Annotated in this window: 28 protein-coding genes; 9 read left to right on the top strand and 19 right to left on the bottom strand. The window is 47.9% G+C overall.

Annotation, left to right across the window (positions count from 1 at the left end):
• Nucleotides 1-28 precede the first annotated feature (28 nt).
• The 5 genes from QRX25_RS04125 to QRX25_RS04105 form a co-directional block, all read right to left on the bottom strand.
• Nucleotides 29-1,009, bottom strand: coding sequence for a glycosyltransferase family 2 protein (locus QRX25_RS04125; protein WP_065980984.1), 981 nt, complete (start codon nucleotides 1,007-1,009; stop codon nucleotides 29-31).
• 209 nt (nucleotides 1,010-1,218) lie between these two features.
• Nucleotides 1,219-2,079: an alpha/beta fold hydrolase gene (locus QRX25_RS04120; protein ID WP_065980983.1), complete on the bottom strand. Its 861-nt coding sequence runs from the start codon at nucleotides 2,077-2,079 to the stop codon at nucleotides 1,219-1,221.
• The gene (locus QRX25_RS04115; RefSeq protein ID WP_212100706.1) at nucleotides 2,072-2,407 is read right to left on the bottom strand and encodes an SdpI family protein; all 336 of its coding nucleotides are present in this window, start codon (nucleotides 2,405-2,407) and stop codon (nucleotides 2,072-2,074) included. Before QRX25_RS04115 ends, QRX25_RS04120 begins: the two co-directional genes overlap by 8 nt.
• Nucleotides 2,408-2,492: 85 nt before the next feature.
• A complete protein-coding gene (locus QRX25_RS04110) occupies nucleotides 2,493-3,020 on the bottom strand; it encodes an SH3 domain-containing protein (protein WP_212100703.1) in 528 nt (175 codons plus the stop codon).
• Nucleotides 3,021-3,151: 131 nt separating this feature from the next.
• On the bottom strand, nucleotides 3,152-3,421 hold the full coding sequence (locus tag QRX25_RS04105) for a YfhJ family protein (RefSeq protein WP_013351439.1): 270 nt from the start codon (nucleotides 3,419-3,421) through the stop codon (nucleotides 3,152-3,154).
• A gap of 123 nt (nucleotides 3,422-3,544) precedes the next feature.
• Between QRX25_RS04105 and QRX25_RS04100 the strand changes: the two genes are divergently transcribed.
• The 3 genes from QRX25_RS04100 (at nucleotide 3,545) to QRX25_RS04090 (ending at nucleotide 5,101) form a co-directional block, all read left to right on the top strand.
• Nucleotides 3,545-3,697: a small, acid-soluble spore protein K gene (locus tag QRX25_RS04100; RefSeq protein ID WP_212100701.1), complete on the top strand. Its 153-nt coding sequence runs from the start codon at nucleotides 3,545-3,547 to the stop codon at nucleotides 3,695-3,697.
• A gap of 137 nt (nucleotides 3,698-3,834) precedes the next feature.
• A complete protein-coding gene (locus QRX25_RS04095) occupies nucleotides 3,835-4,746 on the top strand; it encodes a trypsin-like serine peptidase (RefSeq protein ID WP_212100699.1) in 912 nt (303 codons plus the stop codon).
• Nucleotides 4,709-5,101 (top strand): DUF2606 family protein, encoded by a 393-nt coding sequence (locus tag QRX25_RS04090; protein WP_212100697.1) that lies wholly within the window; start codon nucleotides 4,709-4,711, stop codon nucleotides 5,099-5,101. The genes QRX25_RS04095 and QRX25_RS04090 overlap by 38 nt, the downstream gene beginning before the upstream one ends.
• Before the next feature lie 38 nt (nucleotides 5,102-5,139).
• Here QRX25_RS04090 and QRX25_RS04085 read toward each other — a convergent pair whose 3' ends face one another.
• The 3 genes from QRX25_RS04085 to recX form a co-directional block, all read right to left on the bottom strand.
• Complete coding sequence (locus QRX25_RS04085) at nucleotides 5,140-6,333, bottom strand: MFS transporter (RefSeq protein ID WP_212101647.1); 1,194 nt, start codon at nucleotides 6,331-6,333, stop codon at nucleotides 5,140-5,142.
• 142 nt (nucleotides 6,334-6,475) lie between these two features.
• Nucleotides 6,476-6,790 (bottom strand): YfhH family protein, encoded by a 315-nt coding sequence (locus tag QRX25_RS04080; RefSeq protein ID WP_045507617.1) that lies wholly within the window; start codon nucleotides 6,788-6,790, stop codon nucleotides 6,476-6,478.
• Between the two features lie 6 nt (nucleotides 6,791-6,796).
• The gene (recX, locus tag QRX25_RS04075) at nucleotides 6,797-7,588 is read right to left on the bottom strand and encodes a recombination regulator RecX (protein WP_013351434.1); all 792 of its coding nucleotides are present in this window, start codon (nucleotides 7,586-7,588) and stop codon (nucleotides 6,797-6,799) included.
• 92 nt (nucleotides 7,589-7,680) lie between these two features.
• Here recX and QRX25_RS04070 point away from each other — a divergent pair, with 92 nt between their 5' ends.
• The 3 genes from QRX25_RS04070 to QRX25_RS04060 all read left to right on the top strand — a co-directional run bounded on the left by QRX25_RS04070 (nucleotide 7,681) and on the right by QRX25_RS04060 (nucleotide 9,010).
• Nucleotides 7,681-8,580, top strand: a complete 900-nt coding sequence (locus QRX25_RS04070) for a TIGR01777 family oxidoreductase (protein WP_115998020.1) — start codon at nucleotides 7,681-7,683, stop codon at nucleotides 8,578-8,580.
• A gap of 57 nt (nucleotides 8,581-8,637) precedes the next feature.
• Nucleotides 8,638-8,748, top strand: a complete 111-nt coding sequence (locus QRX25_RS04065) for a YfhE family protein (RefSeq protein ID WP_003223230.1) — start codon at nucleotides 8,638-8,640, stop codon at nucleotides 8,746-8,748.
• A 70-nt stretch (nucleotides 8,749-8,818) separates the two neighbouring features.
• Nucleotides 8,819-9,010 carry a YfhD family protein gene (locus tag QRX25_RS04060; protein WP_013351432.1) on the top strand — a complete coding sequence of 64 codons (192 nt, stop codon included), beginning with the start codon at nucleotides 8,819-8,821 and terminating at the stop codon, nucleotides 9,008-9,010.
• Nucleotides 9,011-9,050: 40 nt separating this feature from the next.
• Here QRX25_RS04060 and QRX25_RS04055 read toward each other — a convergent pair whose 3' ends face one another.
• From QRX25_RS04055 to mprF, 3 genes are all read right to left on the bottom strand, one after another.
• Complete coding sequence (locus QRX25_RS04055) at nucleotides 9,051-9,635, bottom strand: nitroreductase family protein (protein WP_115998021.1); 585 nt, start codon at nucleotides 9,633-9,635, stop codon at nucleotides 9,051-9,053.
• Nucleotides 9,636-9,711: 76 nt separating this feature from the next.
• Nucleotides 9,712-10,596, bottom strand: a complete 885-nt coding sequence (locus QRX25_RS04050; RefSeq protein WP_212100695.1) for a PhzF family phenazine biosynthesis isomerase — start codon at nucleotides 10,594-10,596, stop codon at nucleotides 9,712-9,714.
• Nucleotides 10,597-10,689: 93 nt separating this feature from the next.
• Complete coding sequence (gene mprF / locus QRX25_RS04045) at nucleotides 10,690-13,260, bottom strand: bifunctional lysylphosphatidylglycerol flippase/synthetase MprF (protein ID WP_115998023.1); 2,571 nt, start codon at nucleotides 13,258-13,260, stop codon at nucleotides 10,690-10,692.
• Nucleotides 13,261-13,428: 168 nt separating this feature from the next.
• Here mprF and QRX25_RS04040 point away from each other — a divergent pair, with 168 nt between their 5' ends.
• Nucleotides 13,429-13,911 carry a MarR family transcriptional regulator gene (locus tag QRX25_RS04040; protein WP_115998024.1) on the top strand — a complete coding sequence of 161 codons (483 nt, stop codon included), beginning with the start codon at nucleotides 13,429-13,431 and terminating at the stop codon, nucleotides 13,909-13,911.
• Nucleotides 13,912-14,020: 109 nt separating this feature from the next.
• Nucleotides 14,021-15,613 carry an MFS transporter gene (locus QRX25_RS04035; RefSeq protein WP_212100693.1) on the top strand — a complete coding sequence of 531 codons (1,593 nt, stop codon included), beginning with the start codon at nucleotides 14,021-14,023 and terminating at the stop codon, nucleotides 15,611-15,613.
• Here QRX25_RS04035 and bstA read toward each other — a convergent pair.
• The 5 genes from bstA to QRX25_RS04010 are packed head-to-tail and all read right to left on the bottom strand — an operon-like array spanning nucleotide 15,573 to nucleotide 18,341.
• Nucleotides 15,573-16,115 (bottom strand): YfiT family bacillithiol transferase, encoded by a 543-nt coding sequence (bstA, locus tag QRX25_RS04030; protein ID WP_212100689.1) that lies wholly within the window; start codon nucleotides 16,113-16,115, stop codon nucleotides 15,573-15,575. The genes QRX25_RS04035 and bstA overlap by 41 nt on opposite strands.
• 24 nt (nucleotides 16,116-16,139) lie before the next feature.
• Nucleotides 16,140-16,412 carry a ribonuclease inhibitor Barstar gene (locus QRX25_RS04025; RefSeq protein WP_013351425.1) on the bottom strand — a complete coding sequence of 91 codons (273 nt, stop codon included), beginning with the start codon at nucleotides 16,410-16,412 and terminating at the stop codon, nucleotides 16,140-16,142.
• A 22-nt stretch (nucleotides 16,413-16,434) separates the two neighbouring features.
• On the bottom strand, nucleotides 16,435-16,605 hold the full coding sequence (locus QRX25_RS04020) for a hypothetical protein (RefSeq protein ID WP_161957665.1): 171 nt from the start codon (nucleotides 16,603-16,605) through the stop codon (nucleotides 16,435-16,437).
• A gap of 54 nt (nucleotides 16,606-16,659) precedes the next feature.
• Nucleotides 16,660-17,748 carry an acyltransferase family protein gene (locus QRX25_RS04015; RefSeq protein ID WP_212100685.1) on the bottom strand — a complete coding sequence of 363 codons (1,089 nt, stop codon included), beginning with the start codon at nucleotides 17,746-17,748 and terminating at the stop codon, nucleotides 16,660-16,662.
• The gene (locus tag QRX25_RS04010) at nucleotides 17,739-18,341 is read right to left on the bottom strand and encodes an NAD(P)H-dependent oxidoreductase (RefSeq protein ID WP_115998028.1); all 603 of its coding nucleotides are present in this window, start codon (nucleotides 18,339-18,341) and stop codon (nucleotides 17,739-17,741) included. Before QRX25_RS04010 ends, QRX25_RS04015 begins: the two co-directional genes overlap by 10 nt.
• Before the next feature lie 238 nt (nucleotides 18,342-18,579).
• On the opposite strand from QRX25_RS04010, the gene QRX25_RS04005 reads away from it, so the two are divergent.
• A complete protein-coding gene (locus QRX25_RS04005; protein WP_212100683.1) occupies nucleotides 18,580-19,131 on the top strand; it encodes a PadR family transcriptional regulator in 552 nt (183 codons plus the stop codon).
• 35 nt (nucleotides 19,132-19,166) lie between these two features.
• On the opposite strand, the gene cyoE is transcribed toward QRX25_RS04005, so the two are convergent.
• From cyoE to catD, 3 genes are all read right to left on the bottom strand, one after another.
• Nucleotides 19,167-20,114 carry a heme o synthase gene (gene cyoE / locus QRX25_RS04000; RefSeq protein WP_115998029.1) on the bottom strand — a complete coding sequence of 316 codons (948 nt, stop codon included), beginning with the start codon at nucleotides 20,112-20,114 and terminating at the stop codon, nucleotides 19,167-19,169.
• Between the two features lie 301 nt (nucleotides 20,115-20,415).
• Nucleotides 20,416-21,273 carry a catechol 2,3-dioxygenase gene (gene catE / locus QRX25_RS03995; protein WP_065980968.1) on the bottom strand — a complete coding sequence of 286 codons (858 nt, stop codon included), beginning with the start codon at nucleotides 21,271-21,273 and terminating at the stop codon, nucleotides 20,416-20,418.
• 16 nt (nucleotides 21,274-21,289) lie between these two features.
• A complete protein-coding gene (gene catD / locus QRX25_RS03990; protein ID WP_065980967.1) occupies nucleotides 21,290-21,694 on the bottom strand; it encodes a DoxX family oxidoreductase CatD in 405 nt (134 codons plus the stop codon).
• Between the last annotated feature and the right edge of the window lie 106 nt (nucleotides 21,695-21,800).

Below are 21,800 nucleotides of genomic sequence, written 5' to 3'. Positions count from 1 at the left end.
TCCATACCCTGCGCACAGCGGCGGCTGTTTAATGGTTCCACTTGCGCTTTTTTGTATAATTCGTTTCATTTTGTTCTCCGTACGTAATATTCGCTTCTTTAATTAAATAGTGCGGGCGTTTTTTTGTTTCATAGTAAATCCGGCCGATGTACTCCCCGATGATGCCCAGACTCAAAAGCTGGATGCCTCCTAAAAACAGCACGGCGGAAATAATGGTGAAGTATCCGGGTACGGACACGCCGTGTGTCAGAATATGAATAAATGTCGTGACAATATAAACCATCGACAGAAGCAAAATCAGAATACCGGTGAAAAAGCAAACCCGCAGCGGCTTGTTGTTAAAGGAGACAACGCCGTCCATTCCATAGTTGAACAGATTGCTGAATGACCATTTGGACGTGCCGTTCTGCCTTTCGACATTTTCATAAAATACGATTTTCTGGTCAAACCCGATCCAGCAAAACAGCCCTTTTGAGAAACGGTTCCCTTCACTCAGCTTCAAAAGGGCATCAACGGCCTGCCGGCTCAGCAGGCGGAAATCTCCGACCCCGTCACGCAGATCCACTTCGACGGCTTTGTTGATAAATTTATAATACAGGGAAGAAAGCACGGAACGCACGGGGCTGTCCCCTTTTCGGTTGCGCTGCGCAATGACTTGGTCATACCCTTCTTCATAGCCTTGAATGAAGTCTTTCAGCAGATGCGTCGGATGCTGCAGGTCGGCGTCCATCACGATTACCGCTTCGCCCTGCACGTGTTCAAATCCTGCCAAGATGGCCGCTTCTTTTCCGAAGTTGCGGGAAAAAGATATGTATTTGACGCGATGGTTTCTGGCGGCCAGTTCTTTAATCTGCTGAAGCGTATCATCCGCGCTTCCGTCATTGATGTAGAAAATCTCATAGTCATAATGAATCGTCTGAAACTCTTTTTTTAAAGATTCATGAATGAGCTTAACGTTATTCCCTTCATTGTAAGACGGAATAATAATTGAGATTAACCTTTGTTTCATGAAGGCACCTTCTTTGTATTATTCTTTTTTAGTACGGCCTTAAAGGCATAGTCCGCAAAACTTCAGTAAGGCTTTTCCTTTTTTTAATGTCGTTTAAACCCATTTTTCGTTACAGGGGCAAGAAAATTTTTTCTGCATATGGTTATATTTTGTCATGTTTTTCGGCAGATATGAGAAAAAAAAGAAAAAGTCTGTACCCGGGACAGACTTTATTGATGAAGGTATTCATGAATCAAATGGCTGACGATGCGCGGTTTTTCGTGAATGACCCAATGGGAGGCATCATCGATGAATATTAAGTCGCCGTTTGGAATCATCCGTTTTGTTTCCGCGGCGAGCTTCTTGCTTAGCGCGCGGTCATTGACGCCCCATATCAATCGGTACGGAACGGGCATTTTAAACGGTACGGCAGGTCCTAAACCGCCGGCTCTGATCGCCCGGTACCAGTTCAGCATAGCCGTGAGCGCTCCTTTTCTGTCCCACGCCTGTTTGTAGCTGTCGACATCTTCCCGTGAAAAAAGCTCCGGGCGTTCGGATAAGCCGATCGCGTGATCCAATACGCGGTAATTGTCTTCAGATAATCTCCGTTCCGGCTTTTCGGGAAGCTGAAAGAAAGCGATATAAGAGCTTTTCTTCCATTGCGGCGGGTAGAACGGGGTGACCTTCCGCATAACCGCCGGATGCGGAATATTGACCGTGATCAATTTTTCAACGTATTGCGGCCGGGTGGATGCCAAGTGCCAGGCCACGGCTCCTCCCCAATCGTGCCCGATGACGACGGCCTTGTCATTTGTAAAATGAGTGATCAGCCCGATAATATCGTCTCTGAGCGTATCAATGGTATAATTTTCAATGCCCTCAGGTTTATCACTGAGATTATAGCCGCGCTGATCAGGCACGACAACATGGTATCCGGCATCGGCAAGCGGTTTGATCTGGCTCTTCCAGCCGTACCAAAACTCCGGAAACCCGTGCAGCAGCACCGCCAAAGGGCCGTCTTTCGGACCAGCTGAAGCCGTGTGCAGCGTCACCCCGTTTGTTTCGATCATATGAAAAGTGATGTCATTCAATCGGTTCTCCTCCCCTTTGTTTTAATCTTCTTTCTGTTAAGGCTATGATCAGGGCGCTGATCGCGATCAATAATACGGCCTGAACGATCAGGCTGTACGGCTGAGTGAGCTGAATAAGCAGGCTGCCCGCAAATCCGGCTGCAGCCATCAGAAGGCCGAACAGAATCATGAGGAGCGCACTGAAACGGTTGCCTTCTCTCCACTGGGATTCACCCGCCATAGACCGTTTCTTCCGATATCCGTACAGGCTGTTAATTGACTTCGGCGGGAAAAGTGTGACTAAAATGCCGGCCGCAGCCATCAGAAGGCCGCCGATTATCATTATCATATCCGTCACTCTCCTTTTCATTTCATACGAAAGGAAAGGCGGAAAGTTTCAGAAAAAAAGCAGGCTCATCCGCCTGCCTGAATCTTTATTTTCGAGCTAAGTCGGCCGTCTTCACATAACCTGCTTTTCCGCCGTATGTGACGTACGCCCATTTACGGTCAAATCCTCCGTCATGGCTGAATCCCCAGCCGAGCACATTGACGGTTTCTCCCGCTTTAACGGAGCTTTTTTTGCCGGTTTCCAAAGTCGGCGTATAAAAAGCGGTTTGTTTAGCGGTCACTGCCTTCATCGGCTGCTTCATCAGAAAATGAGTGGAGATATAGGCTTTCTGACCTTTGTAGTTAATCTCGGCCCAATCTGCCCCTTCAAGCTGTTTAACCTTTACGGCATCTTCTGAACGGAGCGTGCCGACAATCACCCCTTGTTTATTTGGTTCTTTACGGACGTTAAGTTCTCCTGCTTTCACGATATATGTATCTGCTGCGGTGTCCAGTTTTGTCTGATGAGCTGGTGCGGCATTCGCTGCCGGATCAAAAAAAACGGTGCCTGCGGCTAAAAATAAGCAAAGTCCTGCGGCCGGAATAAATGCGGTTAACCCTTTTTTCATGTTCATTGTGGTTCCTCCCCGCTATTTTATAAGTTATTACACATTTCCACACCCCGCGGGTTATCAAACATGTTTTTCCTATTTCTTTTATAAAAAGAAAAAACCGCCGGACTGTATCCGGCGGACGTACTGGTATGTTAATGCAGGAGACCCCTGCTTTGATCCAAATAATGAGAAACGTCTTCCCGCATGCTTTGGAACATATGGAGCTTGCTGCCGTATGATTCAATCCATTCCTTGACAACGCGTTCTGTCATTTGCTCTCCTTGATACGGGCGGCCGGCTTTTGCGTAAGTCGCTTCGAAATCTCCCCATAAGAGCTCAACCCAAGTTCGCGCTTGCAAATAGCTGATCATGTCATTTTTCTCAAGCAGCAAATTCGTCAGTTTGTCGATATATGTATTCATGTCTCTGTCTCCTTTCCTTGGGAAAACCTGCTGCTTTTACACAGCTTGTCACAGGCATATACTAACTTTACGTCTTCAGTCCAGAAGGCGCAACCTTTTGATATTGGCCGAGGGGGAAAACAAATGGTCCGGAACAAGGCAAAAGGATTTCCAAATCAGAACAACAATAAGTTTGAAGGCGAACCGCGGGCAAAGGATGACTACGCTTCTAAACGGCCGGACGGTTCAATTAATTCGCACCCGCAAGAGCGCATGAGAGCTTCAGGCAGACGATAACACATAACGTAAAGAGACCGGGAATGGCCCGGTCTCTTTTTTGCGGCGAAAAAAAGGTCATAACGCCAAACGAATTCCATAATATGTTAAATGTTAAACCGAAAGCCGGTAGACAAAAAAGGAGGGGGTTTTATACAATGAAGACAGTTTCAAAACGATTGCTGAGCTTTACCGCATTCTTTCTGTCCGTTTCATTATTTGCTGTTTCAGCAGAAGCCCAAGGCAATCCGCAGACATCTGTTTCAAGCAGCGGTGAGGAGTTTGACGCAAGTCCGAATCAGCCTGTAAAAAACACACAAACATCTCCCGCTTATGAAGGAACGGGCCTCACCAAAAGACAGCCTGCACAAAACGGCAAAGCCGACATCAAGTCATTAAAGCCTTCCAGTATTATAGGGACAGACGAACGAATCAGAATTTCTCCGACAACATCATTTCCTTATCGCGCGACAGCACAGCTGACCGTTACATACAGCGGCAGCACAAGCACTTACGGATGCACCGGTTTTTTTGTCAATCCCGACACGATCGTCACAGCCGGACATTGTGTGTATGATCAGAAAAACGGCTGGGCATCGAAAATCACGGCAGCTCCCGGCCGCAACGGCTCATCTTATCCGTACGGATCATATTCAGGCAAGACATTCTACAGTGTCAAAGGATGGACAGAAAACGGTGATACCAACTATGATTACGGGGCAATCAAAGTAGACGGATCGCCCGGGAATACTGTCGGCTGGTACGGCTACCGGACGACCAACAGTTCCAGTCCGGCCGGGCTGTCTTCAACTGTGACGGGATATCCGTGCGACAAAGTGTCCGGTTCCATGTGGTCTGACAGCAAGCCGATACGTTCGGCCGAGACATATAAACTCACTTACACGACAGATACGTTCGGATGCCAGAGCGGATCGCCCGTTTATCACGATTACAGCGATACCGGCCAGACCGCCATTGCCGTTCATACAAACGGCGGGTCGACTTACAATCTGGGAACAAGGGTGACAAATAGTGTTTTCGACAACATTCAATATTGGTCAAATCAATAAAGTTTTTATTTTCTTTCTCGCCGCGGCTGTTTTATGCGGATGCGGCAAAGCGGATGATTCCGCCCCCGGCAAAAAAACACTGCCCGTCACTCTCCATTTTGAGGATGCTGACGGCTCACCTGCTGACGGTGTGACGGTAACAGTGATGAAAGCGGCGGAGTCAGATCATCAGCCGAATATAGACCGCGGAGAGACAATAGGCAAGACCGATCACCACGGCAATATTGCCTGGAAAAGCGGGACGGAAGGAACCTATACTATCGTTTTTGAAAAAGACGGCATACCGGAAACCCGGGAGATTTCCTTAGCTGAGAGCGATAAACATACGGTGATCAGCTTTACATTGAAACACTAAAAAAGCTTGCAGGCGGAATATCCGCTGCAAGCTTTTTGTTATCCTTTATGCACTTGGTATTCATAGACATCTTTCTTCTCAGACAGATGAGCGAATGTGGAAAGCACAAGGCCGAGAGCGGTCATCAGCGCACCGCCTGCAAACAGCCATGAGTAAGATCCCGTTCCGCCGAGAATCAATCCGCCGATCCAAGCGCCGAGCGCGTTTGCAAGGTTAAATGCGGAAACGCTCACCGCGGCGGCAATTGTCGTGCCGTTTTCAGATGAAGAAATAACCTTTGTCTGTAAAAGCGGCGGCGTGCCGAACGCGCATGCGCCGAATAAAAATGTCGCTGAAACGGCCGCGGCAGGAAAAACAGCGATATAAGGGAAGATCGCCAAGACGCCGATCAAGCCGATCATCACACCGATCATTGTGCGCGTCAGCAGTTTGAGCGGCACTTTCCCTGCGAAGAAATTCCCCGCCACTCCGCCAAGACCGTAGGCAAATAATGCGCCCGTAATGCCGACCGTGCCGAATCCCGCTGAATCTCTTAAAATCGGCTCAATAAACGTGTAAGCAATAAATACGCCGGAGTAGCCGAGAATGGTGATCGCAAAGGAGAAGATCACTTGCTTATGCTTAAAGACACTCCATTCATTCATCAGCATCGGAATCACTTTCGGTTTTCGATTCGGTACGACCAGCATCAGGCCGATCAGCCCGATCATGCCTAAAACGGAAATAATGAAAAAGACGGCACGCCAGTTAAGAACATCCCCTAAATAAGAGCCGAACGGAACGCCGAGCATCAGCGCCACGGTTAATCCCCCGTTCATGGACGCAGCTGCGGCGGAACGTTTTTCAGGCGGCACCATTTCACTCGCAAACACCATGGCGATTGCAAAAAAGGCTCCGTGGATGGATGCGGATAAAATTCTTGAAATCGCCAGCACGGCGAAGTTTGGCGCAAAGACGCTCATCAAGTTGGCAAGGACGAAGATGCCCATCAAGCTGAGCAGCACCGACTTTCTCGGAAGTTTAACCGCGATAATCGTTACAATCGGGCCTGTCAGGCAGACGCTTGCCGCATATGCGGTAACAAGCATACCCGCTGAAGAAACATGTATATGAAAGTCATCGGCAATCGACGTCAGAATACCCATGACAGCATATTCCGTATACCCGATGGAAAAAGTGCAAATCATTAAAACAAAAATCATTAATTTTACAGATGGCTGTTTCATTTTGATATTCAACGCTAATCGCCTCCTTTTACTAAAAAACAACGAATTCCATATTAAAAGATATCGAAAATGAATTCAAACATTTTTTACTGAAAGATTGAAACGAATGTGCCCGAAAATAAAAAGAGACCGGTTCCGGTCTCTTTTGTTAACTTTTTTCTTTTAAAACGGAAATCGGCAGCGCTTCTTCCTGATCCGGCGACGAAGATCTGTGTCCCCAGGCGAATACGCCGTTCATATAATCAATGCGGAACGTATCATCAGAACCTTCTATCTGATACTCCGCGCCCGGCAGAAAGTCTTCCGGGTTCTGCATGTAGGCTTTGGCCATCGTGATTTTCCGTTCAAGCACAGCCAGTTCATTTACAATGCCCATCTGTTCTGCTTTTCGCGCTTTTTCCGTCAGGCCCGCAATTTCCGTCTGTAGTTCATGAGGCGTCATTTGACTGTATCGTTTGTCCATTTCAGCTTACTCCTCTTCCTGCAAAAATTGTTCAATGTCGTCAATCGAGAATCCTTTTCTGAATAAGTACTGCTTGACTTTCATTCCGCTTTCATAACTGCCGTCATAGCGGTATTTCCTGATTGCTTTTTCCGCATGAGTCTTCAAAGCTTCCATCTCAGCTTCGTCATCATTCTCATACTCCGTCTGCTCCAGAGCGGCATTGATGACGTCGAAAGGGAAACCTTTTCGCTGAAGCTGCATCTGCGCCCGCTGTCTGATCTCTTTTGTGGACAGCTTTTTGTCTTTTTTCAGGATTTTCCCGATATGTTTCAGCGCTTCCTGTATCTGCTCGTCAAACGTAAACGCACTGAGCGTCTCCTTTATGGTATCGTCGTCTATTCCTTTCGCTTTCAGCTCGCGAAACAGGACGTCAGGCCCTTTGCCGTTTGTTTTTTTGTGGGTGCTCGCATAGGCTTCGGCAAATTCTTTGTCATTTAAGTAGCGGTAATCGTACAGTTTATGGATGACTTCAGAAATGACCATCTCAGGTGTTTCTTTTTTCTTCAAATGGTCCCGGACTTCTTTTTCAGAGCGCATCCGGTATGATAAAAATTCGACGGCGCGGTTAAAGGCTTTTTTCACTTCATCGCCGTGACTGATTTCAAGAATGTCAAGCTCATCCAGTTCTTTCCCTTTTTTCAGGTCAAAACGAACAAGTACGTCGGCGTCGACGCTGAATGCATATTTCTCATCAAGAAAGATGTTGAAGCGCTCGGTATTTTTCTTTTGGGTCGATATTTTTGTAATAAACGGCACTCCCGGTCTCCTTTCCCGCCCCGATTTTCAGGCGTTTTTCTTTTAGGCAAATGAGGTAAAGTATATTTATCAACGTGTAAGGAGAGATGGATATGAATATCGCGATGACAGGCGGCACGGGTTTTCTGGGCCGGCATCTGACAGGTGTGTTTACCCGCCAGGGACATCATGTCTATATTTTATCAAGAAAACAAAGAGAAACCGAACAAAAAAATGTGACATATGTTCAATGGCTGGCCGAAAACGCGGCGCCTGAGCGCGAGCTTCCCCCTATTGATGTATGGGTGAACCTCGCCGGCAAATCCATCTTTGACCGCTGGACGGACACAACGAAGGAACAAATCATATCAAGCCGGGTAGAAGCGACGAGAGAAGTCAGACGGATTATCCGGCAGCAGGCAAAAAAACCCCGGGCTTTAATTCAGGCCAGCGCCGTCGGCATTTACGGCACAAGCACAGAGAAAACGTTCACTGAGCAGTCAGATACGTCAAATGAAGACTTTCTCAGTCATACGGCTCATATGTGGGAGCGTGAAGGCCAGAAAATTGAAGCGCTCGGCATTCGGACGGTATATGCCAGATTCGGCGTGATGCTCGGTGAAAAAGGCGCCCTGCCGCTCATGGCTCTCCCTTATAAGCTGTTGGCGGGCGGCACCGTCGGCTCAGGACGGCAATGGCTGTCATGGGTTCATGTCGATGATGCGGCGGAACTCATCGCTTATGCGGCGGAGCATGATGACTTGTCCGGCCCGATGAATGTAACCTCGCCGAACCCTGTTGAAATGAAGCAATTCGGAAAGACGATCGCAAGCGTCCTGCACCGCCCCCACTGGATTCCCGTACCGGAATTTTTTCTGGAGAAGGCATTGGGAGAAATGAGCCTGCTGATCGTAAAAGGGCAGCGCGCCCTGCCTAAGCAGGCGCTGACATCCGGTTTTCAATTTACGTATGAAGAGCTTGATTTCGCTTTAAAGGATCTCTTATCTGCATAAAAACGGAAATAAAAGCCAATCCTATTGGTATTCTGTTTTGAAGGAGGATCTTCTTTTATGGAAAAGAAGCGCGAAAAACATCAGCAGGGAGCCAACCTGAAAAAAATGCAGGAAGTCCTTTATTCCGGTGAATTCAAAAAAGCGGAAAAAGCAGCCAAACGGAAATAAGCTGAATAAAGATCGGGACTGGGCAGATACTATGTTTGTTTGATATCACTTTTTTCAGGGGGCGATTGATATGGGCAGAAATCATACTCACAAAAACCGTGATAAAAACAAACAAAAGCTTCCTCAAGTTCCGGATGCTTTGAAACGCGAAACGGACGGCACATATGAGGAATATTCAAGCGAGCTTGCTGATTCCGCTGACCGCGAAGCGCAGGCGCGGATGAAAGCCGCTGACAACAGAGCTAAAAGCAAAAACCGCTAATACAAAATCCCCGCCTCTTTATGAAGGACGGGGATTTTTTTTACAGTTCGGTAAACAGGCTTTTTGCCGGCGTCCGTTCTTTCGCCTTAGGCTGTTCATCCGGATAGCCCGTTTGAATGATGGCTGCAAAGCGCTCATTGTCTGCAAGGCCGAAGTCTTGATGCACCTGTTTGTCATACATGATACGGCCGCTTTTCCAAACCATGCCGATGCCGTTTTCATGTGCGAGAAGCTGAAGGTTTTGAATCATGCCGCTCAGCGCAGCGAAATCATCGTTTCTCGTAAATTCATTTTCATCTTCTTTTAAGACGACCAATAAAAATCCCGGAACGGCGCTGAGGTTTTTTCTCATGTTCTGCTCTTTTTCCTCGTTGAAATCATCTTTTATCTTCTTGAAAAATGAGACGTAGCTGTCCGCAAGCTTTGCTTTTCCCGCTTCGCTTGCCGCGTAAATAAAACGCCACGGTTCAGTCAGCCTGTGGTTCGGTGCGTAAACGGCCGTTTCAAGCATATCTAATATGACTTCAGAAGGTACGGTTTCCGGTTTAAACGACCGGATGGATCTTCTGTTTCTGATCGTATGTTTAAGTCTCTCGTTTTGCTGTAATTGTTCGGTTTTCGGCATGCCGATTCACCTTCCTATTCAATTGAAAATGATTATCATTTATAATATAACGGATAGAACCGTCTTTTGTAAACCATTACGGAAGCCGAAGATTGATTGATTCGGCATACACAGCCGTTCCCGTCATCTGGATGTTCATCTCTCCGTCTTCCTCCGTGATCCTGATTTCCACTTTTCCGTCTTTCCCCATTTCCTGACCTTGTTCAATCGTCAGCCATTCGGCGCCGGTGCCTCCGTATTTCCGCATATAGGCTGCCATAACGCCTGAAGCGGTTCCCGTGACGGGATCTTCGGTCGTTCCGGAAAAAGGGGAAGAAAAATGGCGTCCGTGCAGATCGCTTTCAGGATGCACGGTTTCCAGAGAAAAAGGATGGACGCTCGCTTTCGGGAGATCGTGCAAAATGGCGGGAAATTGTGTGTTGTCCGGCACCATATTTCGTGATGCTTTCAGTGACCTTAGCGGAACAATCAGTGTCCAAATTCCCGTTGACCCGTAAACAATCGGAAGCTCATCGTGAAAATCCTCCGCCGTAATGCCGAGAGAGGCCGCAAGTTTTTCTTTGTCTCCCGTAAACGGCAGAAATTGCGGGGAAGCCTGTTTGAGCGTGATGTACACCCGCCCTTTTCGTTCAGCCGCTTTTACAGGAAGAATGCCGGCTTTCGTTTCAATTTGATACGTCTGATCAGCCTGAAGCTTTCCCTTTTCAATTAATGCATAAAGAGAGGCAACGGTAGCATGTCCGCATAAATTCATTTCATGGCCGGGTGTAAAATAGCGGATTTTCAAATCGGCTTCTCCGCTTTTGCAGAGAAATGATGTTTCATTGTATCCTGCCATTTCGGCGATCATCTGCATTTCTTCATCTGAATAATCATCGCCGTTAAGAACGATTCCCGCGGGATTTCCCAAATCAGGAACATCGGTAAACGCTTCGTATTTCAATACGTCCGCCTGTTTCATTCATCAATCTTCCTCTCGCCTTATGATCATGTTATTCAGTATAACAAAAGAAGCGGGAATTTTTGGTTAATTACCCCCAAAAAAAGACGCCTTTTAACGGCGTCTTTTTCTGGTTTTTCCGATCAGGCGGGTGACGAGAATCATCGTGACGGACAGCGATCTGTTTTTGCGGTACGCCAAGTATTTCCCGCGCCACTCCGGTTTGTATTTTTCTTTAAAGGCCCGCAGCCCGCTGAAGCTGTACATATACCGGACGTTGTTAAAAATGACGGCCGCGATTCTTTCCGACCAGAAGGACGAAAAGGCCGTTCCTACGTTTGACAAAGGCGCCATGCCCATATTAAAGGCGGTGTACCCTTGTTCCTGCGCCCAGAGAAACAGACGGATGAAAAGCGCGTCCATGATGCCGTTCGGCGCGTTTTTCCGATAACGCATTAAGTCGACTGATATCTCGCCTTCCTGATACATCGGCATAAGGTTGGCAAAAGCGATGATCTCCCCTTCTGTGTCTTTCACGTAAGCAATCGGGGCCTGTTCCAAATAATCCCGGTCGAAGAAACCGAGAGAAAAGCCTTTCTCTTTTTTCGGTCCGAGCCATTCGTCCGAAATATCTTTCAGTTTGGCGATAAACTCTGAGGAAAACGGCGGTTCCCCGACATGAAACGTGTAGCCTTCGCGGTCAAATTTGTTGTTAATCGCCCGCAGACCCGCTTTTTTCTTTCCTGACAGCGTAAATGCCTCCATATCCACGAGAGCCTCTTCTCCAAGCTTGAAGAAGTTATAGCCGAAGTCATGGTACAGCGCCATGTCTTCACGTTCAATCTGATAGAACATGACACTCAGGCCCTGCTTATGCGCTTCATTCAGAAATTCCTCAATTACAAGCGGAAAAGAGTCTTTCTGTCCTGACGGATCGCCGAGCACGACAAGCCTTCTGGAAATCTGACCGAACAATAAAAGCGCTTTGCCGTCGCTCGAGAAATAAAACCGCTTATCCCCGAGAAAGCCGAGGTGGCTGAGCGCGTTTCCGCCTTCTTCCGCCAAAAAGGACTTCAGCCGCTCAGGATCGGCCTCTTCCCCGATCGGCTTCGATCTTTTATGATAAATTGCCGTAAACACAAGGAAAAACAAAGGCACAACAATAATGGCCGTCATCGTGGCGTATGTAATGTGCGAATTGTTATGGACGAAATAATCGTGGCGCAGCAGCCGATTCATTTTATCCCAGATAAAACCGGCAATGAGATTGTAGTTAAACAAGGCGATAATAAACAGAGCGGCCGCAAAAATCATCTGGCCGAGCGTATACGATGCCTGTTCTCTGATAAACTGCCTCTTTAACAGCACAAGCAATACGATAACGACAGGCAGAATAAAGATCGCGCTGATGTTCAATCCTTTTAAGAAACTGAACACAAAACCGCCGACCAGCGCCGCGATCGCCATTGAATAAGAGCGTTTCGTCCGTTTGTATAGTTCAATCGGCAAGATTAAAAGAATCAAAGCCGCGCTTAACGATAACGCGTTAAACGCAAGAAGCGCCGGATGCGGAATGTGCGGAATGACCGTCTCCCTGTCGATCGGCAAGGCGACGGACGCAAGCACGACGACTCCCGACACGAAAACCAAAAGCGACAGCGAACCGTAAAGCATTCTGATTAAGATGGCGCGCTGCAATACGAGAAGCACGTTTGTCGTTTCCACGGCAGGAGCCATCTTCGGATTTGATTCCAGCCGTTTAAGCGTATTTCCCGTTAAGTCGCCGGCCGCAAAGAACAGCCCGAACACAAACGGAATAAATGAATACACAATCCGGTAGATGACGATGGATGTCACAACCGCCTCCTGCGGAAAGCCCATATTCTGCATGCCGAGCAGAAACAGAAGGTCAAACGAGCCGAATCCTCCCGGCACAAGGCTGATGATTCCCCCGATAGCGGCAATGGCAAATACACCGAACACATGGCGGACATCTGCGTGAATGCCCATGACATACAATGAATAATACATGACGACGGCCGCCGCAAACCATTCGGCAAACGATGCTCCGATGTATGAAAAAACCGGATGCCTCGGCTTTGCTTCATCATCTTCTGTGTCAGCTTTTTTATTGTTGATCCGGGCGGCGATTAAGGCTGCCGGCACAATCAGCGCCACACCGGCGATGACAGCCCACAGCCACGGCTTCTCGCTTGTGATTTCACCCACCGGGAGCACCCGGGCGACGGTCAGAATACTGAAGACCGACAGCCCGAGCAGCGCTGAAGAAGTAAGCCAAGCGATTCCTGCGACAAGGCGTTTTACGTCATTCGTATGCTCTTTGTAAAGCATCGTCCGCAGTCCGACACCCGCCAGACCGCCGAATCCAAGGACATTGTTAAAGGAATTGGCGATAAAGGAAACCCTGAACACTTTCCAATTCGGAATGTTGAGACGCAGCGTCCGTTTCAGCACAAAGTCATAAAAGGACATCGCACTGACGGCAAGGAGGCCGAGCAGAACGAGAATAAATAAATCGTAACGCTCAATCCCATTAATAATGTACAGCGTGCGTTTAAAAGAAAGATCTGTCAATTCCTTTTTGGACTGATAAATGACTAAAAGCAAAACTGCAATAGGAAATAATACTTTTAATATCGATAAGGCATTCTTTTTAGTCAGCAATGTTCTCTCCAATCATCATAAAATAGCTTATTTATTATAATTCCCCCAATAATCTCCAACATATTATACACTACCACCTCATATTCAAACAAAACTCGTCTGCAACTTTCTTTCTCAGATTAAAATCAGTAATATGGTATGCAGGAGTATTAACGAGGAAGTGAGACGATGGATTATAATCTGCATGATACAACGGTATTAGGCAGCGATATTTTTTCTCCTGAGGAACGGGATATTTGGGTTTTGTATATGAAAGTGATGACATCGGCGGGACTCGGTGATGTGTCGGAGTGGATGAAGCTTGATATGAGCATGCCGCAAATGAAGGTGCTGATGCTTCTGAACAACCACGGGACACTGAAGGTGAGTGAAATCGCGGAAAAAATGGGCGCTTCTCTTTCAAATACGACGGGGCTGCTTGACCGTTTGGAAAAATCAAGTTTCATTACACGCGCTCCGTCAGAAGAAGACCGCCGTTCAGTCGTCGTTCAATTAACGGAAAATGCAAAAGATATTTTCCGCAGCCTTTATCAAAAAGGACATGTAAAATTGAAGCGTTCATTGGAAACGCTGACCGTCGAAGAAAAACAAACGGTCAATCAAGGGCTCGCTATTTTGGCAAGAGCGCTTGAATCTTCCAATCAGGCATAGAGATGAAAAAGGCCTGCCGGTATCGGCGGCCTTTTTTTGTTTGACATTTAATTCATTCAAAATGAATAATATATTCAAAGTGAATTAAAAATCGGAAGGATTGATCAATATGCCGGAGCCATTGCAAACAGAAAAAAACCAGAGCTGGGCCATCACTCTCTTTACGATCGGTGTGTTCATGGCAGCGCTGGACAACGGAATTATTTCCGCTGCTCTGACGACGATTAACAGCTCATTTGATGTTTCCCCTTCATGGGGCTCGTGGGGAGTAACCCTTTACACATTGGGACTCAGTGTCAGTGTGCCGATTGTCGGCAAGCTGTCTGACCGTTACGGGCGGAAAAAGCTGTTTATGATTGAAGTCGGGGTGTTCGGTCTCGGCTCTTTGCTTGTCGCACTCAGTCAAAGCTTCCCGGTGTTTTTGGCAGCGCGGCTCATTCAGGCGCTTGGCGGCGGAGGGATTTTTATTATCGGCAGTTCGCATGTCTTGGCTGTGCTTCCGAAGGAGAAACAGGGAAAAGCTCTCGGGCTTTTAGGAGCGATGAACGGTATGGCGGCCGTCCTCGGACCGAATATCGGAAGCTTTTTGCTTGATGTAACCGGGTCGTGGCATTGGCTGTTTTTGATTAATCTGCCGATTGCCGCCGCTTTGGTTGTGTGCGGCGGTTTGTTTATCGCTGAAACGAAAGAGCCTAAGGTGAAAAAGCTTGATCTCGCCGGCACGATGATGCTGTCTCTTGCGATCTTATCCTGCATGATCGGTATTACGAACCTCGATGGGGCGAAGCTGTCAGAAAGCATAATGGACGTAAAGGTGTACGGGTATCTGTTGGGGGCGGGACTTCTCTTTGCGGCGCTGCTTAAAGTCGAAAAACGGGTTGAAAACCGCGGGGGCGATCCGATTCTCGCCTGCTCGCTGCTGCAGAATAAAGTGTTTCAATGGACGCTCGTCATAGGATTTTTATCAGGCGGGCTGCTCGCTGCGGTGATTTTTATTCCTTCTTACGCGGAGCAGTATTTGCATGTATCGGCGGAGAAAGCAGGTTATTGGATGACGCCGCTCGCTTTGGCGTCAGGCATCGGGGCATGGCTCGGCGGGGCGGTCACGGATAAAAAAGGGCCGGTCTTCTCTGCGGTTGTATCAGGCGTCATTGCCTTTACCGGATTCAGCCTGTTTCCGTTATGGGTGACGGATAAATGGGAATTTGTCACGGCGAGTGTGATTGCGGGGATCGGTTTCGGATTTCTGCTCGGAGCTCCGCTGAATGTGCTTGTATCAGAAACGGCGGGTCAAAACAAAGGGACAGCGCTCGGCACGCTGTCACTCGTGAGGCAGGTCGGACTGACGCTCGCTCCGGCCTTATATGCCGGCTTCATTACAGGCGGCTTTGACCGGATCGGAGATAACATCAAAAACCGTTTAGCGAAAAGCGGCATTCCCGCTGATCAGGCGCAAATCCCCGATATCGGCGGCGGACTTTCTTCGTTGCAGGAACAGGTAAGCCGAATCCCCGTCCCCGCCGTCAAAAAAGCGGTTTCTGATGCGATTGAAGCGGGCGTTGCCAGCGGCTACCACCATCTTTATACGGCAGCCGCCGTCATTTCGTTATGCACGATTGTGTCTGCGGCTGTTTTGGCGTTTTTCCGAAAGCCTGCATCCTCTAAGAAAAATGCCAGCCCATCCGCCGGGAAAGCTCAGTAATATGGGCGATGTGATGTTCAGAGTGCCAGACATATAATCCGAGCGCCTGTTCCAGCGTAATCGTCTCCTTAGATACAGGATGGAAAAATGTCCGTTTGAATTGAGCTTCCGTCATGGAGCGCAAAAGAGCGGCCCACCTTCTGTGCAGGATCGTTAACAGCTCAAGCGTATCCCCGCAAGCGGCTGTTTTGGAATCATGGAGATCGGCCCAGCCTTTTTCATCATAAGGACGGATTTCCGGTTCATCCTCCGTTAAGCTCAATTTAAAGCGGATATAGCTGTTCATGTGGCTGTCCGCCAGATGGTGAACCACTTGGCGCACAGTCCATCCCCCTTCGCGGTACGGCGTATCAAGCTGACTGTCCGACATCTCTCTGACAGCTTGTTTCAGTTTGGCCGGAGCGTGTTCCAGCGTATTGATCCATTCTTGTTTCTGCGCGGCCGAAATCGATTCAGGCGGCTGATATTCTCCAATCGGATAGCTAAGGGTTTGTGTTTCCATATTGTTCATCTCCCGTTGATCGTATTAAGAAAGTATGATGGTGATGTCGCAGCCTTCCGCTTTCGCTTCACGGAAAACCTGAAGCACACTCTCGGCGCCATTTTCAGTCAGCTGTTTGCTTTGTTCAAACTGTCTCCATTCCAAAACGAGCGGGTACTCCACCCACCCGGTCAGACAATCCCATAAAGCGTCCAGGTTTTCACCGTAGTATTCCGGAAGGGCAAGCTCCTTTTTCAATGTCTGGTGGAGGTCGCTGATACTTCTGATTTGTTCCCCGTTAATGACTGCTTTTTTCATGTGCGGCTCCTTTCTCATGATTTTATTCTATCAGTTTACCATTTTTCTCTTCAGAAGTGACCGGATTCTGCCGCGGTTCCAGCTGGACGATGCCTTGTCCGCCGCCAACGGTCACCCCGTCTCGGACGGCTGCGGATTGGGTTTGCTCGGCGCGCTGCTTTTTTAACAGTGCTGTTTTGACCGTGTTTATCACCCATCTGGAAAAAGCTGATCCATATAAAGAAGGCGGCCGAAACGCCGCCTTTTTTCAGACTGTGCGGCCTGGGGACGCCGCCGTGCTTCTTTTGCTGTGCTTCGGCTGATACACTTTTCCGACAAACAGGTATCCGTACCTGAAATGGTTGCATCCCCAAGATACGAAAATGGGACCGAGCGTACAGATCAAAAATAACAGCAGGATGGCAGCCGGCAAGGGCATTGACCGCAGATAGCCTTCCAGAAGGTACCCGCTGATTAAAAAGTAGGAGTGCAGCAGATAGATTGAAAACGAATAGTTGCTGATCATCATTACTATCGCCGGCACTTTGTTGAGCTTTGAAAACAGATGAAAGCACAGAAAAATAATACTGACCGCATAAATCATAATATCCGGACGCTTAGAAGAAATGGCGCCGCCGCTGACATATGAAACGGCCACAATCAATATCGCCGATACGGCCGCACTGAAGTAAACCGCATAGCGGTACTGATTAACGAGCGCTAAAAAACGCCGGTATTCCTTTCCGCAATAAAATGCCAGGCAGAAATAAAACAGCCAGCCCGGAAACGGAACCCAAAAGAACGGAAAAATAGAATCAAGCCCCGATGATGCCGGCGGATGAATAATTGAAAAATAGGCGAGATAGACGGCATTGATGATAAAAGAAACAGACAGCACCCATACGGGAGATGTTTTGTTCAGCCAGCGGTGCAGCAGCATATGGAGAATGTAAAATTGAAAGATCACAAGAATGAAGTAGCCGATAAAGTTTCCCAAAAAGACATTTTCTAAAAATTTACCGATCACTGAAACGAAACCGGCGTTTTCTTCTGCCACGCTTTTCATTAAAATGGCATCCACCGCGGCAATAAACAGAAACGGCACGAAAATGACTTTTCCCCTTTTCTTTAAGAAACCCGCAGGCACGCCTTCCGGATAAGACCTGGCAAGCAGAAATTCCGAGATAAAGATAAACGCCGGCGTGCTGAACATCAGCAAGGTCCGGAATGCATCAACCGTATGGGCGGCGCTTGCTAAGGACTCTTCCTGAATCATCAGAACCATTGACACCACGTGCAGCAGAACAACACTTAAGCAGGACAGGCAGCGGATCACGAAAATTTCTTTTATCTGCATGCGGCCGCCCCTTTTTCACAAGCGCGGCGGACTTTGGCGTATGCTTGGCGCAGCCGCTTTTCCCGCAGCTCGGGTGTGCTCGTTTTGACGGCGGACATAAAGTTCCGTTCGGCTTTTTGAATGCCGCAAAATTGCAGAATGCCTTTTTTCAGCGTAATCCAGTCCGCTTTTTTCCGGAACCACTTTAAGTGCCGGTTCGGGGCGTCCGCCGTATAAAACACCTGTGCCGTCTCTGCCCGGAGCAGTCCTTTTACGCGGCCTTTTTCAAATGTGTAGGCTTCTCCGGCGACAAACACTTTGTCAAAAAAGCCTTTCAGAATCGCCGGAACGCCTCCCCACCACAGCGGGTAGATGAAAATGAGATGATCCGCTTCTTTCATCAGTTTCCGGTATTTCTTCGTTTCAGCGTCCCGTTTCATATCCGTCCGCTTTTTTTCATCTCCGACCTTCAGCACGGGATCAAATTGGTCGGCGTATAAGTCAATGACGGTATAGCTTCGTCCGCTGTCCTTTAAAGCCATGGCGACGTATTTGACGATCGCAGCATTGAAACTGTTCTCATCCGGATTTGCATACACAATCACCGTCTTCATATGTCCCTCCCAGTATTTTTTAATTTTTACAATGATTATATCATTATGCAGTATGAATAAGGCAAAGACATGATGAAAGACTTTTTCGACGACTGAAACGGCTGCCTTCCCTTCTGTCTGTTTCCGGCAGCATTGTGATTCGTTTTAAACAGGATTGAAATACGGTATCCAACACTTCTGCGTTTTTAAGCAGCCGTATGGTATACTAGCTGTCAAATGAATGGGCTTGGAGGACAACATGAGAATTTTAAAGTACGCGATTTTAGGACTTTTGCGAAAAAGCGAATTGAGCGGATATGATATATCGAGCTATTTTAAAGAAGAGCTCGGCCAGTTTTGGAGCGCAAAGCACAGCCAGATTTATCCGGAATTGAAAAAGCTGACGGCTGAGGGATTCATTACGTTCCGTACTGCGATTCAGGGAACGAAGCTGGAGAAAAAAATGTACACGCTGACTGACAATGGAGAACGGGAGCTTTGTGCCTGGCTGACGAAAAAAGATCCGATTCCGGAAACGGTGAAGGATGAATTTATGCTGAAGGCTTATTTCATCTCAGCTTTGACGCAGGAAGAAGCGGATGAGCTATTTACCGATCAGCTCGTAAAGCGAAAGGAGAAGCTGTCCGATCTGGAAAACAGTTATCATGAACTGATGACATCCTCCGAGGAGGCGGATTCATTTTCTTCTCCGGATTTCGGCCATTATCTCGTGCTGACAAAAGCGCTTGAGCGGGAACGGAATTATATTTCCTGGCTTGAGCATATTTTGGCTCTCATCAAAAAAGCATAAACAAAACGGGGCGGCCCTGTATGCAAGCCGCCTGTTTACGTTCTGAGAACCGCCGTAATAAACGAATCAGCCATTAAAATAAGAAAAAGCAGACTGAAATAAACAATCGAGTAAAAAAACATCCCTTTCGACCATTGCGTGTCATCGGCTGCTCGAAAGCCTTTGACGCTCCGGTACAGCCAGATGGCTCCGAGCAGGAAAGCGGAGGCGGTATAAAACGGGCTGACATCGATATAAAGAGGGACGAGCAGCGAAACCGCAGTCAGAACGGCGATATAACGCAGCATTTTTATTTTTGTAACACGATTGCCTTTTATAATCGGCAAAAGCGGAATTCCGGCAGCACGATACTCTTCCTTTCGCCTGATTCCGATCGCCCAGAAATGCGGCGGCTGCCACAAAAACATAATCGCATATAACAACACCGCCGGCATATCAATGTACCCGGTCAGGGCGCAATAGCCGATCAAGGGCGGAGCCGCCCCCGGAAAGCTGCCGACAAAAGTGCTCCAGACGGATTGTCTTTTAAACCAAAGCGTATAAACGACGGCATACAGCAAAAATGCAAGCAGGCCGAGAACGGCGGTCAGTACATGAAGCGCAGCAAGCATGATGAATCCGCATGCGCCGAGACAGGTGCCGTATAGGATCATGACCGGCGGCGGTATTTTACCCGTGACGCTTGCACGGGTGCGGGTTCGCGCCATCTTGGCGTCCATGCCGCGGTCAAAGAAGTTATTAAAAACAGTACTTGATGCCATGATAAGCGCCGTTCCGATCATAGCGATCATCATAGCGGCAAATATCCCGGGCCCTTCGCCCGTCCTTTCTGACTGAAGCCATGCGATCCAAAATCCGCCCAATGCGGCGAGTGAATTTGAGATGATAATTCCCGGTTTGGCAAGAATAATAAAGTCCTTGACCGTCACCCGGTTTCCGTTATGCTTCATCGGCTGTTCCGTCCGTGCTGCATTTGAATTCATTTATTCAGGTTCTCCTTTTTCGGCTTATCATATCAGGAAGAATCAGGAAGCACAATTCACTTTGGATATTTTTCACACAATTGTAAATTGTATATGAAAAAGCCGCATCTTCTGACCGGATGCGGCTCATTTTCTTTACTATTCAAAATCTGCCCATACACCTCTCTGACCAGGCCTGAAGCGAGCAGATCAATTCAAAAACGGACATTAAGGCTAATCCCTTATCGTTTTTGTTTTGGGGAAGTTTTCAAAAAAACTTCAAAATAAAAAACCTTGCCGATTAGACGGCAAGGTTTTTTTCTTACAGTGTAAATGCGATATCCGCCCCTGAAACAGGGTCTTTGACGAATATGCCCGCTTCTTTTTCTTCAATCTCGCAGCCGGCATCGGTCAGCGCTTTTGTCACACGTGACAGCTCTTCATGATGCGGAAGCACGATAGTGTAATAATCCAGCCCGCTGGCGTTTCCCGGTTTCGGCGGCGCATGTTTTCCGGCCCATATATTCAGACCGATGTGATGATGATATCCTCCCGCTGAAACAAACAGGGCGGACATGGCCGCGTAATTGCCGACAATGTCAAAACCGAGAATATCGGTGTAAAAAGCCTTGGCTTCCTGTAAATCCGTCACATGGAGATGAATGTGCCCGATAACGGTTCCTTCCGGGAGACGGCTTTTCCGTTCAGCTCCGGCTTCTTCCAAAAGCCCGTCCACATCGACGGGCGCCGTTTGCATGACGTAATTGCCCTCTGCATCGCGCTGCCACGTGCTGCGGGGACGATCGGCGTATATTTCAATGCCGTTTCCGTCCGGATCAGACAGGTAAAGAGCCTCACTGACCGCGTGATCCCCCTGACCGAGCGCGATGCCGTTTTCAATCAGCCGGGCCAATGCGATGCCCAGTTCTTTCCGATCAGGCAGAAGAATCGCGAAATGGTAAAGGCCGGTGACAGACCGCTCCGGCAGAATGACGGCGCCTGGATTTTCTTCAAGCACCAGCAGGACGCGTTTTCCGTCTGCTGACAGTTCTGCGGAACGATTGGTTTGCGAGATGACTTGAAAGCCGATCACATTTTGATAAAAGTCGAGCGACCGCTCCATATTTTTGATGGTCAATTTGACATAACCCAGTGCCGTATCTTGATGAATGCCGGTCATTTGAACGCCTTCTTTCTTATGCTGAAAAAGTTTCTCCCTTTTTTGATTTGAAAAGGAGCTGATCCAATGAAAGCAGACGGCTTCCTGAAAGCGCTAAGTGAATTGACGCAACCAGTAAGATGAAATCAAATTCCGATCCGCCCATAAACGGTGAGGAAAGCTTCGCCGTGAAGATGGCGCCGACTAATGTGATGGCAAACAGAACGCCGATAATGCGCGTTGCCAGGCCGAAAAAGATCAGAACCCCGCCGGCCAGCTCAATCGTTGCGATGACATAGACCATAAAGGCCGGAATCCCGATGCTCTGGAAAAATTGCGTTGTGCCTTCTAAACCTTGAAACTTGGATAAACCGTGAACAAAAAAGATAATACCTGTTACAACTCTTAAAAGCAGTGTTCCTGTTTCGAATGATTTATTCATAAAATCCTCCTTGAAAATTATTATCACTTACTTTATGTAAGCTAGTATATATACATAACTTATTTACGTCAAGTAATTTTGTTACATTTAACGAAAATAACTTAAA

It is taken from the genome of Bacillus sp. L381 (genome assembly GCF_030284525.1).
In the GTDB taxonomy this organism is placed as follows: domain Bacteria; phylum Bacillota; class Bacilli; order Bacillales; family Bacillaceae; genus Bacillus; species Bacillus amyloliquefaciens.
The sequence above is the reverse complement of the archived record's forward strand: the minus strand, read 5'-3'. Positions and strand labels throughout refer to the sequence as shown.

What these genes read in the sequence shown, in the direction of transcription:
- QRX25_RS04125 (WP_065980984.1), bottom strand. Translation starts at nt 1,009, where the DNA reads ATGAAACAAAGGTTAATCTCAATTATTATTCCGTCTTACAATGAAGGG.
- QRX25_RS04115 (WP_212100706.1), bottom strand. Translation starts at nt 2,407, where the DNA reads ATGATAATGATAATCGGCGGCCTTCTGATGGCTGCGGCCGGCATTTTA.
- QRX25_RS04110 (WP_212100703.1), bottom strand. Translation starts at nt 3,020, where the DNA reads ATGAACATGAAAAAAGGGTTAACCGCATTTATTCCGGCCGCAGGACTT.
- QRX25_RS04105 (WP_013351439.1), bottom strand. Translation starts at nt 3,421, where the DNA reads ATGAATACATATATCGACAAACTGACGAATTTGCTGCTTGAGAAAAAT.
- QRX25_RS04100 (WP_212100701.1), top strand. Translation starts at nt 3,545, where the DNA reads ATGGTCCGGAACAAGGCAAAAGGATTTCCAAATCAGAACAACAATAAG.
- QRX25_RS04095 (WP_212100699.1), top strand. Translation starts at nt 3,835, where the DNA reads ATGAAGACAGTTTCAAAACGATTGCTGAGCTTTACCGCATTCTTTCTG.
- QRX25_RS04080 (WP_045507617.1), bottom strand. Translation starts at nt 6,790, where the DNA reads ATGGACAAACGATACAGTCAAATGACGCCTCATGAACTACAGACGGAA.
- QRX25_RS04070 (WP_115998020.1), top strand. Translation starts at nt 7,681, where the DNA reads ATGAATATCGCGATGACAGGCGGCACGGGTTTTCTGGGCCGGCATCTG.
- QRX25_RS04065 (WP_003223230.1), top strand. Translation starts at nt 8,638, where the DNA reads ATGGAAAAGAAGCGCGAAAAACATCAGCAGGGAGCCAACCTGAAAAAA.
- QRX25_RS04060 (WP_013351432.1), top strand. Translation starts at nt 8,819, where the DNA reads ATGGGCAGAAATCATACTCACAAAAACCGTGATAAAAACAAACAAAAG.
- QRX25_RS04055 (WP_115998021.1), bottom strand. Translation starts at nt 9,635, where the DNA reads ATGCCGAAAACCGAACAATTACAGCAAAACGAGAGACTTAAACATACG.
- QRX25_RS04050 (WP_212100695.1), bottom strand. Translation starts at nt 10,596, where the DNA reads ATGAAACAGGCGGACGTATTGAAATACGAAGCGTTTACCGATGTTCCT.
- QRX25_RS04040 (WP_115998024.1), top strand. Translation starts at nt 13,429, where the DNA reads ATGGATTATAATCTGCATGATACAACGGTATTAGGCAGCGATATTTTT.
- QRX25_RS04035 (WP_212100693.1), top strand. Translation starts at nt 14,021, where the DNA reads ATGCCGGAGCCATTGCAAACAGAAAAAAACCAGAGCTGGGCCATCACT.
- bstA (WP_212100689.1), bottom strand. Translation starts at nt 16,115, where the DNA reads ATGGAAACACAAACCCTTAGCTATCCGATTGGAGAATATCAGCCGCCT.
- QRX25_RS04025 (WP_013351425.1), bottom strand. Translation starts at nt 16,412, where the DNA reads ATGAAAAAAGCAGTCATTAACGGGGAACAAATCAGAAGTATCAGCGAC.
- QRX25_RS04015 (WP_212100685.1), bottom strand. Translation starts at nt 17,748, where the DNA reads ATGCAGATAAAAGAAATTTTCGTGATCCGCTGCCTGTCCTGCTTAAGT.
- QRX25_RS04010 (WP_115998028.1), bottom strand. Translation starts at nt 18,341, where the DNA reads ATGAAGACGGTGATTGTGTATGCAAATCCGGATGAGAACAGTTTCAAT.
- QRX25_RS04005 (WP_212100683.1), top strand. Translation starts at nt 18,580, where the DNA reads ATGAGAATTTTAAAGTACGCGATTTTAGGACTTTTGCGAAAAAGCGAA.
- cyoE (WP_115998029.1), bottom strand. Translation starts at nt 20,114, where the DNA reads ATGAATTCAAATGCAGCACGGACGGAACAGCCGATGAAGCATAACGGA.
- catE (WP_065980968.1), bottom strand. Translation starts at nt 21,273, where the DNA reads ATGACCGGCATTCATCAAGATACGGCACTGGGTTATGTCAAATTGACC.
- catD (WP_065980967.1), bottom strand. Translation starts at nt 21,694, where the DNA reads ATGAATAAATCATTCGAAACAGGAACACTGCTTTTAAGAGTTGTAACA.